The following is a 15,146-nucleotide window of genomic DNA, read 5'->3' as shown; positions in this document are numbered from 1 at the left end:
GGGGGAAACTCCTCGTATCGGCGCTCAGTCGTCGCGGGGCTCGCCGAGCAGTACCTCCCGGCGGCCGGTGCGATCGGCGCGGCTGACGACGCCTTCGTTCTCCATGCGCTCGATCAGCCGCGCCGCCCGGTTGTAGCCGATCTGCAGGTGGCGCTGGATGAAGCTGGTCGAGGCCCGGCGCTCGCGAAGCACGACGGCAAGGGCTTGATCGTAGAGATCGTCCTCGCCACCGCCGCCTCCGGCCCCACCACCCTGTATGATGTCGGCGGTGCTGCCGGAGGCAAGCTCCGGATCGTCGGTCACCGCTTCGATGTAGGTGGGCGCACCCTGTTCTTTAAGAGCCCGGACCACCTTCTCCACCTCTTCATCCGAGACGAAGGGGCCGTGGACGCGGGTGATCCGTCCGCCGCCTTCCATGTGCAGCATGTCGCCCTGGCCCAGCAGCTGCTCGGCACCCTGCTCGCCCAGAATGGTGCGACTGTCGATCTTGCTGGTGACCTGGAAAGAGATGCGGGTGGGGAAATTGGCCTTGATCGTGCCGGTGATCACGTCGACCGAGGGGCGCTGGGTGGCCATGATCAGATGGATGCCGGCGGCACGGGCCATCTGGGCCAGGCGCTGGATCGCCGCTTCGATGTCCTTGCCGGCCACCAGCATCAGATCGGCCATCTCGTCGACCACGACCACGATATAAGGCATGGGCTCGGTCTCGAGGGTCTGTTCCTCGAAGATCGGCTTGCCGGTTTCGGGGTCGAAGCCGGTCTGAACGGTGCGGGTCAGGATCTCGCCGGCGTCGCGGGCCTCGGCGACGCGCTTGTTGTAGCCGCCGATATTGCGCACGCCCAGGTTCGACATGGCACGGTAGCGGCCTTCCATCTCGCGCACCGCCCATTTCAGCGCCACCACCGCCTTGCCCGGCTCGGTCACCACCGGTGCCAGCAGATGCGGGATGCCCTCATAGACCGACAGCTCCAGCATTTTGGGGTCGATCATGATGAACTTGCACTGGTCGGGCGACAGCCGGTAGAGCAGCGACAGGATCATGGTGTTGATCGCGACCGACTTGCCCGAGCCGGTGGTGCCGGCGACCAGAAGATGGGGCATGCGGGCAAGATCGGCGATCACCGGCGCGCCGCCGATATCCTTGCCGAGCGCCAGCGCCAGCCGCGAGGCGGTGACCTCGTAGGCCTCGCTCGCCAGCAGCTCGCGGAGGAAGACCATCTCGCGCTTCGGGTTGGGCAGCTCGATACCGATGGCGTTGCGCCCCGGAATGACCGCGACGCGGGCCGATATCGCGCTCATCGAGCGGGCGATGTCGTCGGCCAGGCTGATCACGCGCGACGATTTGATGCCGGGCGCCGGTTCCAGCTCGAACAGCGTGACCACCGGGCCGGGGCGGACCTCGACGATGCGGCCCTTGACGCCGAAATCGTCGAGCACGCCTTCCAGCGCCCGGGCCTGTTCGGCCAGAAGCCCGGGATCCTGGCTGCCGGTGCCGCCGCGCGGCGCCAGCGCCAGCAGATCCAGGGCCGGCAGCCGGTAGTTGGACGCCTCGTCCAGGTTGAGCGGGTTGCGGCGGCGGGCCTCGGCGGCGGCCGCCTCGACATTGCGCCGGGGCGCGCCGATCCGCGGACCGCCGGCGGCCGGGGCCTCGGCGGGTTCTGGGGCACGGCGCCGGGGCGGGGCGGCGACCGGTGCTGCATCGTCGTCGAACCGCGGCTCGGCGGTCCGGCGGGCGGCCTGACCGCGCGCGGGGCGCCCGCGGGCCTCTGGTGTGTCGTCTGCCGCAGCATGGCGCCGCCGCAACAGGCCGGCCAGCCGGCTGCCGCCCCGGCCGGCCAGGCCGCCGGCGGAGCCGATGCCCCGGCCGATGCTGCGCCAGTCGCCCAGCCCCATGCCGGCCGCCGCCAGCATGCCGCCGAGCGCCAGCCCCAGGGTGATGACGAGATAGGGGCCGACGCCGGTGACGGCGGTGAGCCGGGCATAGAGCAGCATGCCCACCACCCCGCCGAGCCCGCTTTCCAGCGGCCAGCCTTCCGGCCGGCCAAAGGCGGCCGCAAGGCCCGCGGTCGCGACCAGGGCGACGGGCAGCACGGTCAGGTTCAGCCACAGCATCGGCAGGCCGCGGCCGCGCATCAGCCGCCATGACCAGCCGAGCATCACCATCGGCAGGATCACCGCCCCCAGACCCAGCGCCTGCAGGGACATGTCGGCAAAATAGGCGCCGGCCATGCCCATCACATTGGCGACGATGGGGAATTCCGCCGTGTGGTTCAGCGACGGATCGTTCTGGTCATAGCTCGCCAGGGCCAGGATCAGGCAGATCGCGATCACCGCCAGGACCAGCCCGCCGGCGGCGCGGGTCAGGCGCTGGGCAAGGCCGGCAGCCCCGGCGGGCAGGAAGCGGGTCGTCCGATCGGTTCCGGTCGAGCGTGCGGCCATGGGTCTCGGCTGATCGTGTCTGGAAGACGGGATGTCCACGAGGGAGCGGGACGGTGGCGGAAGGCGGCGGCGGTCAGCCGGCGAGGGTGCGGGCGATGCGGGTCAGCCCCTCCTCGACGACATCCGGTGCGTGGACCAGCGCGATGCGGACATAGCGGGCGCCGGGATTGTCGGGGGCGAAGCCATGGGCCGGATCGCCCTCGCGGGAAAGATAGGCGCCGGGCAGGACCTTGACACCGGCCTCGGCCCACAGCCGGCGCGCGGCCGCCTCGCCATCGCCCACATCGGCCCAGGCGAAGAAGCCGCCGGCCGGCATGGTCCAGCCGAAGGCCGGGCCCAGGATCCGCTCGGCCGCGGCCATCGAGGCTCGATAGCGGGTGCGGTTGATCTCGACATGGGCCTCGTCGGCCCAGAGTGCGGTGGCGGCGGCCATCAGCGGCGGCGACAGGAAGCCGGTCGAATAGGTGCGCATGCGCAGCAGGCCGGCGATCAGCTTCGGATCGCCGGCGATGAAGCCGGCGCGCAACCCCGGCGCGCCCGAGCGCTTGGACAGCGAATTCATGACCAGCAGATTGTCGAGGCCCAGCCCATGTTTCGCCGCCACTTCCAGCAGGCCCGGGGGCGGGGTTTCGACCCAGATTTCGGAATAGCATTCATCGGCGATCAGCACCGCGTCATGCGCACGCGCCAGGCGGATCAGATCCAGCATCGCCGCCTCGCTCAGCACCGTGCCCTGCGGGTTGGCGGGGGAGCAGACGATGGCGGCCGAGGCGCGCCGCCAGAGATCGGGCGAGACCGCCGCCAGATCCGGCTGGAAGCCGGTCTCTGCGGTCGCCGGCACGAAGACCGGCTCGGCCCCCGCCATCACCGCCCCGCCGGCATAGACCTGGTAGAAGGGGTTGGGCATCAGCACCACCGGGCGCACGCCGTCCTTCACCTCGGGTGTCACCGCCTGAAGGGTAGCGAACAGCGCCTCGCGGGTGCCGGCCGCGGCCAGGACCGAGGTTTCGGGGTCGAGAAAGCCGTCGGGCAGGCCGTAGCGGCGGGTGGCCCAGGCGGCGATCGCCCGGCGCAGATCCGGCGTGCCGGCCACGGCCGGATACTTCCCGAAACCCGCCGCCTCTGCCGCCACGATCTCGGCAATCAGGGCCGGGGCGCCACCCTGCGGCTCCCCCAGCGACATCATCAGCCGGGTGATCCCGTCCGGCGGCTCGGCGCCGGCGATCAGCGCGTCCAGGCGCCGGAACGGGTAGTCGGTGAGCGCGGCGAGCCGGGGATTGAGCATGGATGACGCCAGAGGATTGAAGTCGTTCCGAAACCGCCGTCCGTCGGTCGTGCCACCCGGGCGTTGGCCGGGGGCGTCCTGGGTGCGGGCCGCGGGGGTGCCGGGGCACCTTACGGCGCCTGACCGCTCTGCCGCAAGAGCGGACGCCCCGGCCTTCACCAGAAGGCCGGGGCGTCGCAGGCAGGACCGGCTGCCGGGGCAGCCGGGTGTGCGATGAGTGGTGGCGTCAGAGGGTCTGCGACCCGCGGCCGAACTCGGGGTAGGCTTCGAGGCCCAGCTCCGCCTTGTCCAGCCCGCCATGTTCGACCTCTTCCGAGACCCGGACACCGACGGTGAACTTGATCAGCAGCCAGGCGACGGCCGAGAACACCGCGGTGAAGGCGCCGATCGCGACGATGCCGACGATCTGGGTGCCGAAGCTGGCATCGGCATTGGTGATCGGCACGGCGATCGTGCCCCAGATGCCGCCGACGAGATGCACCGGGATGGCACCGACCACGTCGTCGATCTTCAGCTTGTCGAGCAGCGGCACCGTCAGGCTGGCGAGGACGCCGCCGACCGCACCGATCAGGATCGCCCCGCCGACGGAGGGGGTGTCGGGGCCGGCGGTGATCGAGACCAGGCCGGCCAGCGCGCCGTTCAGCGCCAGGGTGAGGTCGACCTTCTTGTAGAGGAGCTGCGAGAGGATCATCGCGGCGACGATGCCGCCGGCAGCCGCCATGCTGGTGTTGGCCACGACATTGGCCATGCCGGTGGCATCCGCGCCGGTGCCGAGCGCCAGCATCGAGCCGCCGTTGAAGCCGAACCAGCCGAGCCAGAGGACGAAGGTGCCGAGGGTGGCCAGCGCCAGGTTGGAGCCGGGCATCGGGTTCACCCGGCCGTCACGGCTGTACTTGCCGATGCGCGGGCCGATGATGATGGCGCCGACCAGGGCCGCCCAGCCGCCGACCGCATGCACCAGGGTGGAGCCGGCGAAATCGACGAAGCCCATCTCGGACAGCCAGCCGCCGCCCCAGACCCACGAGCCGGTGATCGGATAGCTGATGGTGGTCAGCAGCACGACGAAGAGCAGGAACGACCAGAGCTTGCTGCGTTCCGCGACGGTGCCCGACACGACCGACGCAGCGGTGGCGACGAAGACCATCTGGAAGAACCAGTCCGACGCCGAGGCATAGGTGCCGGCCTCGTAGACGATGGCGTCGCCCGTGGCGTCGCTCTGCGACCAGATGGCCAGGCTGCCGATCCAGCCGCCGTCGACGTTCATGTACATCAGGTTGTAGCCGACGAGGTAGAAGGTGATGCCGGCCACGGCGAAGAGCGAGATGTTCTTGAGCAGGATGGTGGCGACGTTCTTCGTCCGGGCCAGGCCGGATTCGAGCATCGCGAAGCCCGCGGCCATCCACATGACCAGGGCGCCGTTGATGATGAACGAGAAGGTGTTGAGGATATACTGAACCTCGGGGTCGACTTCGGCCCGCGCCGGTGCCGCAACGAGGGTGAGAGCGATCGCCGCAAGGGCGGCACGCCGGAAGTTGGTGGCCGTCAGCGCCATCTCTGGTGGGTCTCCTTCCCGTTGGCTCAGAGAGCGTCCTTGTCGGTTTCGCCCGTGCGGATGCGCACCACACGTTCGAGGTCGAACACGAAAATCTTGCCGTCGCCGATCTTGCCGGTCTGGGCATTGGTCTGGATCGCCTCGACCGCTGCTTCCAGCAGATCGTCGTTGAGGGCGATCTCGATCTTCAGCTTCGGCACGAAATTCACTTCGTACTCCGCGCCGCGATAGATTTCGGTCTGACCCTTCTGCCGCCCATATCCCTTCACCTCGGTGACGGTCAGGCCCTGGATGCCCAGATCGGTCAGCGCCTCGCGAACGGCTTGCAGCTTGAAGGGCTTGATGATCGCAGAGATCAGCTTCATGGCGCCCTGTTCCTTTCCCCCGCAGCCTTGATGTCCTGGCGGCCGGCACCCTGGGCGCCGGCGGTCCGGGCGTGACACTTCAAGACCCGTGCCAATTTCGTGTCATTGGCGGGATTCCGCGCTGCAATGCGCGATGGACGGGCAATCCGGCGGGATCGGGCACGCCGCGACGCGGGGGCAGCGAATCATATTGTCTGTTTTTTGTGCAGATCACCCGATGGTGGGCAATTCCTGGTCACGCCACCGAATTGGCGGGCATGGCTGGACTTTCGGAACCGGCGGGCCGATCTTGCGCGGCAGGGCCGGGCTCACCGGCCCGGCATCACCGAGCAGGCGTGGCGGAGCGGAGGCCGATGGAGATGGTGGCGGGCGACCTGGTGATCGTGGGCGGCGGGCTGGTCGGTATGACGCTGGGCGTTGCCGCCGCAGCAGCCGGCCTCGACGTGATCGTCGTCGATCGCGAAGATCCCACGGCGCAGCTCGATCGCGGGTTCGACGGCCGGGCCAGTGCCATCGCCCATGGGTCGAAGCAGGTGCTGGCCGCGATCGGTGTCTGGCCGCTGGTGGCGGAAACCGGCGCGATCGAACATATCCGGGTAACCGACGGGCCCAGCTTGATGCATCTGCATTTCGACCATGCCCAGGTGGGGGAAGAACCGCTGGGCTGGCTGGTCGAGAACCGCCACATGCGGGCTGCCCTGGCGCAGCGTGCCGCGGCACTTGCCGATCGGCTGACCGTGGTGGCCCCGGCAGGCGTGGTCTCGGTCGACCGGCAGGGCGCGCGGGCGACCGTTACCCTGGCGGATGGCCGGGTGCTGCGTGCGCCGCTGGTGGTGGCGGCCGACGGCCGCCGGTCACGGCTGCGCGACGAGGCCGGGATCGCGGTCACCGAATGGGGCTATGGCCAGACCGGCCTGGTCTGCACCGTGGCCCATGAATACCCGCATGAAGGTGTGGCCCATGAACGTTTCCTGACGCCGGGCCCCTTTGCGATCCTGCCGCTGGCCGGCAATCGCTCGTCGATCGTGTGGACCGAACGGCACGAGGATGCCGCCCGCATCCAGGCGCTGGACGATCTGCGATATCTGGAAGAGCTGCGGGCCCGCTTCGGCGATTTTCTGGGGCAGCTCCGGCTGGAAGGTCCGCGCTTCGCCTATCCGCTGGCACTGACCCTGGCGCGGCGCTTCGTCGACCGGCGCCTGGCGCTGGTGGGCGATGCCGCCCATGCCATCCATCCGATCGCGGGGCAGGGCTTCAATCTGGGCATCCGCGACGTGGCGGCCCTGGTCGAGGTGATGGTGCAGGCGCGGCGCCTGGGCGGCGATGTCGGCGCCCCGGATGTGCTTGCGGCATATGAACGCTGGCGCCGCACCGACACCATGGCGCTGGTGGCGGCGACCGACGGGCTGAACCGGCTGTTTTCCAACGATGTGGCGCCGGTACGCCTGGCACGCGATCTGGGGCTTGCGGCGGTGAACCGGCTGGGGCCGGTGAAGAAACTGGCCATGCGCCATGCGATGGGCGAACTGGGCCGCCTGCCGGCCCTGGTTCAGGGACGCATGCCCTGAGACGCATCCTGCGGGAAGATCGCATGTCCCCGGCCGCATTTTCAGGGCGCCCCCCATGATCGGGGGCTGGCCGTGCTTTGCTACCGCTGGTAATCATCACCCGAACTGACAACATGGCGGACCGGGTGGGTGCATCCTGTCGGGCCGATGTTCAAGGAATGCCCCCATGACCATGGTTCGCCCCCCGCGCAACCACGCCCACTCCGGCTCCGCAGCGCCCCGCATGGCTGCGCCGGCCCCCTATCCTGCCGGCCTGCGTGCTACGGCCGATGCGCCGCGGCGCGGCCGCACCTATCGCGGCCCCGGTACCGGCACGGGAACCGGCAGCCGCAACCCGCGTCGCCGCCGGGTTGCCCGCTGAGACCAGCCGGAACCGCAACGCCGCAGATTTCAGAATTAAGAAAGCTCGGGCCCGATCACCCGAAGCCTGGCCGTCGCGACATGCCCCGTCGCGGCGGCCACTTTTTTTTGTCGGCCCCCTGTTCAGCCCCGGCTCTGCTCAGTCCCGCGTCTGGCCGGCGGCGGCAAGGGCGTCGAGATAGCTTTCCCAGCGCCGGTCGTGCTCACGCGCGAGTTCCGCCAGATAGCCCCAGCCATAGATGCCGGTGGAATGGCCGTCGTCGAAGACGAGCCGCACGGCGTAGTTGCCGACCGGCTGAACGTCGACGATCGCCACATTGCGCTTGCCGGCCGGCACCTTCTTCTGCCCGGGGCCGTGGCCCTGCACTTCAGCCGAGGGGCTTTCCACGCGCAGGTACTCCGCCCCCAGCCGGACATGGTTGCCGTCGTCGAAGGTGACCTCCAGAACCCGCGCCGACCGCTTCAGGCGGATCTCGACCGGCCAGGGGGCGGCCGGTGCGGGGGCATGGACATGCTCGTGTTCATGGGCGCCGGCCATCGGATCAGGCTCCGGCCGCGTCGTCGAGCGAGCGGGCTTCGTCGACCAGCATGATCGGGATGCCGTCGCGGATCGGATAGGCAAGCTTCGCCGCATCGCTGATCAGCTCCTGGGCGGCGGCGTCATAGCGCAGCGGCTCGCGGGTCAGCGGGCAGACCAGAATCTCCAGCAGGCGCGGATCGACGCAGGCGGGCGGCACGGTGGGGGTGTCGGACATGGGATATATATCCTTGCGGTCAGTGACGCGGCGCGTCGTCGTCGTCCTCTCCGGTATGCAACGCCATCTCCATCATGTCGAGGATCAAGGCGGCGCGTTCCGGCAGGGAGGGTGCCTCGAGCAGGGCTTGCTTCTCTGCCTCCGAGAAGGGGCAGATCATGGCGAGCGAGGTGATCAGCGCCTGGTCCGAGGCCTGATCGATCGCCTGCCAGTCGGCAGACAGCCCCTGCAGGGCGAAATAGCGCTTCAGCCGGTCGGTCAGCAGGGCGCGGTCCAGCCCGGCCGGCGGCGGTTCGCCACGATCGGCCTCGAAGGCGGCAAAATCGGTGCGGACCTGGCGATAGGGCGTGGTGACGGCCAGTTCCTCGGCCACGCGGAAGCGGGCGACCCCGGTCAGCGTGATCAGATAGCGGCCGTCGCCGCTTTCCTGGAAACTGCTGATCCGGCCCGCACAGCCGACGCCGTAGATTTCGGGCGCACCGGAGACGAGGCCCAGATTGGTGCCGAGCCCGGCGCGGACCGGCTGGACCATGCCGATCAGCCGGTGGCTGCCCAGCGCGTCGTCGATCATCGCCAGATAGCGCGGCTCGAAGATGTTCAGCGGCAGCCGCCCCCCGGGCAGCAGGATGACGCCGCCGAGCGGGAAGACCGGCAGCACTGGCGGCAGGACGTCGTGGGCACGGATCATGGCAGCTTCGGGCTCTGCTCGGTCGGCCGGCGGGTTGCGGGCGCAGGATCCGGAAGGCGGGGGCGCGCCGGTCGCCCACCGCCCCGTCCGGGATCCGGCGGATCGTGTCGGCGGATCAGGCGAACAGGATCGAGGTCAGCTTGCGGCGGCCGCTCTGGGCCACCGGATCCTTGGGGCCCAGCGCATCGAAGATCTCGAACAGCTGAGTGCGGGCGGCATTCTCGTTCCACTCGCGGTCGCGGCGGACGATCTCCAGCAGCTGGTCGATCGCGGCCTTGGCATCGCCTGCGGCATAGAGCGCCATGGCGAGTTCCATGCGGGTGGCATGATCGGCCGGATCGGTGGCGAGCCTGGCTTCCAGCGCCGCGGTCTCTCCGGCACCGGCCGCCTTCTCGGCCAGGTCGATGGCGGTGCGGGCGCGGACCAGATGGGGGTCCTTCGCCATCTCTTCCGGCGCGTGGGCCAGTACCTCGCGCGCCTTCTCCAGGTCACCCATCTTCACATAGACCTGGGAGAGCCCGGCCAGGGCCTCGGTGCGCGACGGATCGGCCTGCAGAACCTGGGTGTAAAGACCGCCGGCCATGCGCACATCGCCGGCCTCCAGCAGCTCGGCCGCCTGGGCCAGTGCCTCGTCGATCATCCGGGTTTCGTCGTCGCCGCCGGCGCGGAGAAGGTTGTCGACGAACTGGCGGATCTGGCTTTCGGGCAGGGCGCCCATGAACCCGTCGATCGGCCGGCCGCCCACGAAGGCATAGACCGCCGGAATCGACTGGATGCGCATCTGCTGCGCCAGTTCCGGGTTCTCGTCGATGTTCATCTTGACCAGCCGCACCTTGCCCTTGGCGGCCAGGACCACCTTTTCGAGCACGGGGGTCAGCTGCTTGCAGGGGCCGCACCAGGGCGCCCAGAAATCGACGATGACCGGCGTTTCACGCGAGGTCTCGATGACGTCGGCCATGAAATGCGCGGTGTCGGTGTCCTTGATCACATCCGCCGGGGCGGTGCCCCCGGCGCCGCCGATGATGGTCTGCATGGCAACGGTCCCGTTCTTTTTTCGAAGCGCGATGGCGAAACTCTGCCGCGCCCGGAAGGCCGGCCGCGGCCTCCCGCTTGTAGCATGAAAGATGGCACGGCGCGCGTCTCCAGCAAGGGGCGCCCCTGCCGGATTACGCCTCGGACGCGATCCGGCCGGTGCGTCGCTGAGGTCGGTGCGTCGCTCAGGCCGGGGTGTCGAGATCGACGATCCGTACGTCGTGGCCGAAGCTCGACACGAAGCGTTTTAACCCCGCGCCCGTCACCACGGTCGAGGCGTCGTTGAACAGGGGATGGGCGTTGATCCGCTCCGCCTCGGCCACCCGGCGGTCGAGCGCAAAGACCACCCGGCGATCGGGATCGTTGATCAGCGCGAAAGGCGTGACGGAGCCCGGGGTGACGCCCAGTACCTCCATCAGCAGATCGGGCTTGCCGAACGAGAAGCGGCCGGCGCCGAGCAGCGCCTGCAGATGTTTCAGATCCACCCGCCGGTCGGCGGCGACGGTGGCCAGCCAGAGATCGCCGCGCTTGTCCTTCAGAAACAGGTTCTTGACGTGCAGCCCCGGCACATGGCCGGTCTCGGCCTCCGCCTCTTCGACGGTGAAAACCGGCGCATGGTCATAGGTCTCGTGCGCGATGCCAAGGGCATCGAGACGGGCGAAGAGGTCGGCGCGGGTGGCGGGCATGACGGATCCGGTGGTCTTTGAACGACATCAGGCGGGGCGAAGACGCGGATCATCGCCGCTTCTCCGCCCCGCCTGCAAGTCCGGATCCCGCGACCGGGACCCCGTCAGGGCTGGGCTGCGTACTTCGCCACCAGCGCCTTGGCTTCCTCGATCAGCGCCGGGCCGTCGATGCCGCGGGCGGTCATCCGCTCGGCCCAGGCCTTTTCGACCTCGGCACCGACGGCGCGGAAGCGGTCGGTTTCTGCGGACGTCAGCGCGATGATCCGGTTGGTCGTGGACTTTTCGATCGCGGCTACCACCGGCGCATCGGCCTGATCCATCACGCGGCCGATCGCGCGGGCCTCGGCGATGCCGGCATTGTCGTCGATGACCTTCTTCAGGTCGGCGGGCAGGCCGTCATATTTCGCCTGGTTCATCGCCACCAGCATCATGGTGGTGTAGAGCGCATTCTCGCCCGCGAACACCATGTGGCGGTGGACCAGTTCCTGCAGGCGCAGCGCATCCAGCCCTTCCATGGGCAGAACCGTGCCGTCGATCACGCCGCGCGACAGCGCCTCGGCCGTCTGGGGCACGGGCATGCCGACCGGCTCGGCGCCCAGCGCCTCGATGAAGGAATTGATCAGCCGCGACGGCCCGCGCAGCTTCAGCCCCTTCATGTCTTCGGGCGTGCGGACCTCGCGATCGCGGGTGTGGATCAGCCCGGGGCTGTGGGTGTGGGCTGCGATCACCTTCACGCCTTCGAAGCGGCTGGTGAGGTGCTTCATGGCGAATTCATGCGCGGCCTGGCTGGTGATCTCGGCCGAGCGCGGCAGGAAGGGCAGGTCGAAGACTTCGGCCTCGGGGAAGCGGTCGGGGGTGTAGCCGACCACCGTCCAGATGATGTCGGCCTGCCCGGTGCGCGCCTGATCGAACAGCGAGGGCGGGGTGCCGCCCAGCTGCATGGCCGGGTAGATCTTGACCTCGATCCGCCCGCCGGACTGGCTCTCCACCCGCTGCTTCCAGTCCGCGAAATACTTCGAATGGACCGCCGAGGTGGGCGGGAAGAAGTGGTGCAGGCGCAGCGTCACCTCGGCTGCGGCCGCCTGGCCGGCCATGCCTGCGGCCACCACCAGGCCCGCCACGCCCGCCGCCATCCGTGTGGCCAGCCGCCGCCAGCCGGTTGCGATATCCGTCATCGGTTTCTCCTCCCTGATCTGCCTGATGTGGGCTGGCTGCCGCTTCTGGGCGGGCGACATGCCTGGTTGATGCGGTCAGCCGACCGCGAAGACCTCGATTTCGACCCGCGCCGCCAGCCGGCGGCCGCGGGCCACGAACAGGGTCCGGTTCATCCAGCCGAGGGCCGGATGGCCGGTGGTGAAGCGTGGGGTGGTCCGGAAGTAATAGAGCGAGGGGTCGACATCCTCGCCCGCCGCCACCCGGGCCAGCACCTCGGCGGGGCCGTGGCGCATGCCGGGATTACGGATGTCGACCAGCGCATCCACGGCCGCGCCGTCGACCTCGGTCAGGGCCAGGGTGTAGCGGGCCTCGATCTCGGCCAGCCCGTCGGGCCGCACGGTCTGCCAGTCGGCCCCGCCCGGCAGCACCCGCCCGGCCAGCCGGGCGCCCGAGACCCGTCCTCCCAGGATCGGGATGATCCGGCGCTGGCCATCGGCCAGTGCGCCCAGTTCCTGCGGGGTGCCGATCTCGGCCTCGATCAGGGCGACCGGGGACAGGACGGGCGGGGTGGCGGGAAAGCCGGTGGTCATGGGCGGCGGACCTTTCCTGAAGATCAGTAGAGCAGGCGCATCAGGCCAAGCGTGATGCCCGGAAAGGCCACCAGCGCCAGGATGCGCAGCACGTCGGAGACGAGGAACGGGATCACGCCTGCGAAGGTGTCACGCATCGGCGTGCCGCCCGACATGGCGTTGATCACGAAGACATTCAGCCCGACCGGCGGCGTGATCATGCCGACCTCCACCACCACCAGGGCCAGAATGCCGAACCAGATGGCGGCTTCTGCGGGCGGCAGGCCGAAATCCAGCGCCATGATCAGCGGGTAGAAGATCGGCACGGTCAGCAGGATCATCGACAGGCTGTCCATGATGCAGCCGAGCGCCAGATAGAGCGCCAGGATCGCCGCCAGCACCACGATCGGCGGCACGTCGAGCCCGCCGATCGTCTCGGCCGCCTGCATCGGAAGGCCGGTGAGCGCCAGGAAGCCGTTGAAGGCGGCGGCCCCCAGCACGATCATGAAGATCATCGCGGTGCCCGAAGCGGTCTCCATCACCACCTCGGTGAAGGCACCGCGGCGGAGCCCGCCACGGACCAGCGCGAACAGCCCGGTGGCCGCGGCCCCCACCGCCGCCCCTTCGGTCGGTGTGAAGACGCCGGCATAGATGCCGCCGATCACCGTCACGAAGATCACGAAGACCGGCCAGGTGCGGGCGAGGCCGCGGAGACGTTCCGACCAGCCGATCCGGGGAACGGCCGGGGCGGCGTCGGGGTTCAGCATCACCTGCACCCGGATCGCCGCCATATAGCCGAGAGCGGCGAGCACGCCCGGCACCAGGGCCGCAATGAACATCCGGTCGATGTTCTGCCCGGTCAGCACCGCATAGATCACCAGCACCACCGAGGGCGGGATAAGGATGCCGAGCGTACCGCCGGCCGCCAGAACGCCGGTCGCCAGCCCGTCGTGATAGCCGTGGCGGCGCATTTCGGGCAGGGCGACCCGGGTCATGGTCGCGGCGGTGGCGAGAGACGAGCCGCAGATCGAGCCGAAGGCGGCGCAGGCGCCGATCGCGGCCATGGCGAGGCCGCCGCGGCGATGGCCCAGCCAGTCGCGGGCGGCATCGAACAGCAGCTGCGAGAGGCCGGCGCGGCCTGCAAAGGCGCCCATCAGCAGGAAGAGCGGCACGATCGAGAGCGCGTGGTTGGAGAACTGCTCCACCGGCAGGGTGGTGAGCCCGGCCATGATGCCCATGGGGCCTGCAACCGCCATGCTGCCCAGAATGCCGGCCACCAGCATGGCGAGCCCCACCGGCACGCGCAGCGCCATGGCGACGAGCAGGCCGGCAATGCCGAGAAGGCCGATGGTGGTATCGCTCATCGCCGGCTCTCCTCGCTGGCCGTTCCGGCCTCTGCGGCGGCAGCCTCGGCCTCGGTCGGCGGCACCGCACCGCGCAGCGTGGCGGTGAGCGTGGTCAGGCAGGCGAGGGCGGTCAGGGCCATGAAGGCCACCCCCGGCACATAGACCCACCATTGCGGCAGGCCCAGGATCATGGTGGTTTCGCCATAGGTCAGGCGCTCTTCAAGGCCGATGGTCAGCCGCCAGGCGAGCAGGGCGGTGGTGGCCGCGAACAGAAGATCGGCGACGACGCCCAGCGCCCGGCGCAGAGCTGGGCCGGCGCGCATGGTGAAGAGATCGACCGTGACATGGGCGCGGGCGAGCTGGGCCTGGGGCAGGAAGCAGAAGACCGCGATGGCGGTGCCCGTCTCGACCAGTTCGAAATCGCCCGGCACGGGCCCGAATTCCAGCCCGCCGATGCTGGTGCCGGCAAACCAGCGGCCGATGATGCTGATCACCGACATCGCGGCGATCGCGACCAGCATCAGCCCGCCGGCCATGGCGACCAGACGGCACAGGACCCCGACGGGGCCGAAACCGGTGCGGAAGGGGCCGCCGGACCGCGACGCCTTCTCACCGCGGCCCTGCACGCTGTGCGGGGCCGGGTCTGCCCTCGACATGGGGCGCCTCTCCTCCCTGGGCGGCGGGATCTTGTCGCCCCGCTCGTCTCCGGCACCCCTGTCTGCGGATGCCGCCTGATGTTGTCTCAAGCCGCGCGAGCAGCTCGCGTATTCAAAACCTCGCGAGCAGATCGCGTATTCAGAACCTCGCGAGCAGATCGCGGAGCGTGACCTTCTCCGCCTCGCTGAGCCGCGCCGAGACCCGGTCGTCATGGGCGCGGATCCGCCGGATCAGCTCGTCGAGCACCTCCTCGCCATGCGGGGTGAGGGCCAGCTGGTTGACCCGCCGGTCGCCGGGGGTGGGGCGGCGTTCGACATAGCCGGCGCGTTCCAGCCGGTCGACCAGGGCCATGGTGCCTGATCGGGCAATGCCCACCACCCGGCCGAGCCGGCTCTGGCTGAGGCCGGGATTGTTCCGGATCAGCACCATCGACGAGAACATCGGCGGCGTGATGTCCAGATCCGCGACGGTGGCGAAGAAATCCTCGTAGATGGCGATCTGGGCCCGGCGCAGCGCATAGCCCATCAGCTCGCGCAGCACCCCGAACTCAACGTCCTCCGGCCATTGCTCGAAAGCGTCACCGCGGCCGGCCGGCCGCGGCAGGACGCTGGAGGTCGTCCGCCGTCCGCGTGTCATTCCTGTCTCCCGATGATCCGGCCCGGGCTGGTCTCGTTCTGATCCCGGGC

The 15,146-nt window shown here is 69.5% G+C and carries 16 protein-coding genes; 2 read left to right on the top strand and 14 right to left on the bottom strand.

Features of this window, described 5'->3' with window-relative positions:
* Nucleotides 1-24: 24 nt before the first annotated feature.
* The 4 genes from TMO_RS15825 to TMO_RS15810 all read right to left on the bottom strand — a co-directional run bounded on the left by TMO_RS15825 (nt 25) and on the right by TMO_RS15810 (nt 5,644).
* Entirely contained in the window at nt 25-2,442 is a 2,418-nt protein-coding gene (locus tag TMO_RS15825) for a DNA translocase FtsK (protein WP_014746656.1), read from the bottom strand.
* Between the two features lie 73 nt (nt 2,443-2,515).
* Entirely contained in the window at nt 2,516-3,727 is a 1,212-nt protein-coding gene (locus TMO_RS15820) for an aminotransferase class I/II-fold pyridoxal phosphate-dependent enzyme (RefSeq protein WP_014746655.1), read from the bottom strand.
* Nucleotides 3,728-3,953: 226 nt separating this feature from the next.
* Nucleotides 3,954-5,279 carry an ammonium transporter gene (gene amt, locus TMO_RS15815; RefSeq protein WP_014746654.1) on the bottom strand — a complete coding sequence of 442 codons (1,326 nt, stop codon included), beginning with the start codon at nt 5,277-5,279 and terminating at the stop codon, nt 3,954-3,956.
* 26 nt (nt 5,280-5,305) lie between these two features.
* On the bottom strand, nt 5,306-5,644 hold the full coding sequence (locus TMO_RS15810; protein ID WP_014746653.1) for a P-II family nitrogen regulator: 339 nt from the start codon (nt 5,642-5,644) through the stop codon (nt 5,306-5,308).
* A gap of 353 nt (nt 5,645-5,997) precedes the next feature.
* Between TMO_RS15810 and TMO_RS15805 the strand changes: the two genes are divergently transcribed.
* Both TMO_RS15805 and TMO_RS31265 read left to right on the top strand, forming a co-directional pair.
* Nucleotides 5,998-7,212 (top strand): UbiH/UbiF/VisC/COQ6 family ubiquinone biosynthesis hydroxylase, encoded by a 1,215-nt coding sequence (locus tag TMO_RS15805; protein WP_014746652.1) that lies wholly within the window; start codon nt 5,998-6,000, stop codon nt 7,210-7,212.
* Between the two features lie 166 nt (nt 7,213-7,378).
* A complete protein-coding gene (locus TMO_RS31265) occupies nt 7,379-7,573 on the top strand; it encodes a hypothetical protein (RefSeq protein WP_145978154.1) in 195 nt (64 codons plus the stop codon).
* Nucleotides 7,574-7,711: 138 nt separating this feature from the next.
* Here the strand turns inward: TMO_RS31265 and TMO_RS15800 are convergent, their stop codons facing one another.
* The 10 genes from TMO_RS15800 to TMO_RS15755 form a co-directional block, all read right to left on the bottom strand.
* Nucleotides 7,712-8,110, bottom strand: a complete 399-nt coding sequence (locus TMO_RS15800) for a gamma-butyrobetaine hydroxylase-like domain-containing protein (protein ID WP_014746651.1) — start codon at nt 8,108-8,110, stop codon at nt 7,712-7,714.
* 4 nt (nt 8,111-8,114) lie between these two features.
* Complete coding sequence (locus TMO_RS15795; protein ID WP_014746650.1) at nt 8,115-8,327, bottom strand: Trm112 family protein; 213 nt, start codon at nt 8,325-8,327, stop codon at nt 8,115-8,117.
* A 19-nt stretch (nt 8,328-8,346) separates the two neighbouring features.
* Nucleotides 8,347-9,015 carry an LON peptidase substrate-binding domain-containing protein gene (locus tag TMO_RS15790; RefSeq protein WP_014746649.1) on the bottom strand — a complete coding sequence of 223 codons (669 nt, stop codon included), beginning with the start codon at nt 9,013-9,015 and terminating at the stop codon, nt 8,347-8,349.
* Between the two features lie 115 nt (nt 9,016-9,130).
* On the bottom strand, nt 9,131-10,048 hold the full coding sequence (gene trxA / locus TMO_RS15785; RefSeq protein WP_014746648.1) for a thioredoxin: 918 nt from the start codon (nt 10,046-10,048) through the stop codon (nt 9,131-9,133).
* 184 nt (nt 10,049-10,232) lie between these two features.
* A complete protein-coding gene (locus TMO_RS15780; protein WP_014746647.1) occupies nt 10,233-10,733 on the bottom strand; it encodes a prolyl-tRNA synthetase associated domain-containing protein in 501 nt (166 codons plus the stop codon).
* Between the two features lie 104 nt (nt 10,734-10,837).
* Entirely contained in the window at nt 10,838-11,908 is a 1,071-nt protein-coding gene (locus TMO_RS15775) for a TRAP transporter substrate-binding protein (RefSeq protein WP_014746646.1), read from the bottom strand.
* Between the two features lie 75 nt (nt 11,909-11,983).
* The gene (locus tag TMO_RS15770; RefSeq protein ID WP_014746645.1) at nt 11,984-12,478 is read right to left on the bottom strand and encodes a DUF3237 domain-containing protein; all 495 of its coding nucleotides are present in this window, start codon (nt 12,476-12,478) and stop codon (nt 11,984-11,986) included.
* Between the two features lie 23 nt (nt 12,479-12,501).
* On the bottom strand, nt 12,502-13,821 hold the full coding sequence (locus TMO_RS15765; protein ID WP_014746644.1) for a TRAP transporter large permease: 1,320 nt from the start codon (nt 13,819-13,821) through the stop codon (nt 12,502-12,504).
* On the bottom strand, nt 13,818-14,459 hold the full coding sequence (locus TMO_RS29555) for a TRAP transporter small permease (RefSeq protein ID WP_014746643.1): 642 nt from the start codon (nt 14,457-14,459) through the stop codon (nt 13,818-13,820). The genes TMO_RS15765 and TMO_RS29555 overlap by 4 nt, the downstream gene beginning before the upstream one ends.
* A gap of 139 nt (nt 14,460-14,598) precedes the next feature.
* Nucleotides 14,599-15,096: a MarR family winged helix-turn-helix transcriptional regulator gene (locus TMO_RS15755; RefSeq protein WP_014746642.1), complete on the bottom strand. Its 498-nt coding sequence runs from the start codon at nt 15,094-15,096 to the stop codon at nt 14,599-14,601.
* Nucleotides 15,097-15,146 lie beyond the last annotated feature (50 nt).

This window comes from Tistrella mobilis KA081020-065 (genome assembly GCF_000264455.2).
GTDB classification, from domain to species: Bacteria; Pseudomonadota; Alphaproteobacteria; order Tistrellales; family Tistrellaceae; genus Tistrella; species Tistrella mobilis.
Note: the sequence above shows the minus strand (reverse complement) of the source record. Positions and strands in the feature narration are given on the sequence as shown.